The sequence below is a fragment of the Gordonia lacunae genome (assembly GCF_002149015.1).
Classification (GTDB): domain Bacteria; phylum Actinomycetota; class Actinomycetes; order Mycobacteriales; family Mycobacteriaceae; genus Gordonia; species Gordonia lacunae.
The window spans coordinates 1-1,431 of the sequence record NZ_NGFO01000082.1; the positions used below are offsets into that span (position 1 = coordinate 1).

1 protein-coding gene is annotated in these 1,431 nt (G+C 63.5%); it reads left to right on the forward strand.

The genetic code is table 11. The features are described from left to right. The first annotated feature begins 275 nt into the window (after positions 1–275). A complete protein-coding gene (locus CA982_RS26210) occupies positions 276–1,424 on the forward strand; it encodes an IS30 family transposase (RefSeq protein ID WP_425269114.1) in 1,149 nt (382 codons plus the stop codon). The last annotated feature ends 7 nt before the right edge of the window (positions 1,425–1,431 follow it).

A 1,431-nucleotide genomic window follows, 5' to 3' on the forward strand; every position in this document is an offset into this window, starting at 1 on the left:
GGCAGGTTCAAGTGGTCGCCGCAACAGCCTGACTTGTGGAGGCTGTGGTGGCTGTTGCTGGGATACGCGTTGGGGAGGATTTGCGGGCTCGGTTTTGGAGTGAGATCGAGGCGGGGGCCTCGGTTGTAGCAGCGGCCCGATCGATCGGGGTGTCGTCGTTTACCGGCTACACGTGGATGCATTCTGCTGGGCGTTCGTTGCCCAGCGGTCGCGGTCAAGGCCGGGTCAAATCTGCTGAGGTCCACGAGCAGTTCTGGTCGGGATTACGTCGGGGACTGACTGTCGCGGGGGCAGCCAGAACTGCAGGCGTGTCGAAAAAGGCTGGCCAGCGATGGTTCAAGCAGGCTGGTGGGGTGCGCCCTGTGACGATCGACGCCGATCTAGAAGCAACGGTCGCCCCTGGTAGCGGCCCGTTGTCCTGGATGGACCGCTGCCGTATCGAACAGATGCTCGCCGCCGGCTACAACCAGGCGCAGATCGCACGGTTGCTTGGCCGCGCACCCTCGACGATCAGTCGGGAAGTGGTGCGTGGCAGACCAGCAGACCAACAGGGTCGCTATCGGGCTCTGGTTGGGCAGAACAGGACTGATGCCGCCCGTCGACGGCCTAAACAACGCAAGTTGGTCGAGGGCACCCGGCTTTACACTGAGGTCGCCGATCGACTCAAAGTCCGGCAGAGCCCGGAACAGATCTCGGGGTCGTTGTCGGTGGAGTTTCCCGACGACCCGGAGATGCAGGTGTCCCACGAAACGATTTACCAGGCRCTCTACGTTCAGGCCCGCGGCGGACTCAAAAAAGAGGTCCAGACCGCGTTGCGTACTGGCCGTATCCGTCGTAAATCGCAGGGACGCAACACTTCTGATCGTAGCCGTTTCAAGAACATGGTGTCGATCAGTGAGCGGCCGGCCGAGGCTGAYGATCGGGCGGTGCCCGGGCATTGGGAAGGTGACCTGATCATGGGGACCGGTAACGCCTCGGCGATCGGCACGCTCGTCGAGCGCACCACCGGGTTCGTGATGCTGCTGCACCTGCGCGATGACCACACCGCCGAAACCGTGGCCGCTGCGATGACCGAGGCGGTACCCCAGATTCCCGASATCTTGCAGCGGTCGTTGACCTGGGATCAGGGCTCGGAGATGGCGTTGCACACCGCGATCACCGAGGCGACCGGGCTGCCGATCTACTTTGCCGACCCGCACAGCCCCTGGCAGCGAGGCAGCAACGAGAACACCAACGGCCTGCTGCGCCAGTACTTCCCCAAGGGAACCGACCTGTCGTTTCACGGGCCGGGGATCCTGGCCAACGTGGCCGCCGAACTCAATGGCCGGCCCCGCAAACGACACGGTTGGCGCAGCCCCGCCTACAAACTCGACGAACTACTACGATCAGGACCAACCGATCCCGCTGTTGCAGCGACCGGTTGAATCCGCC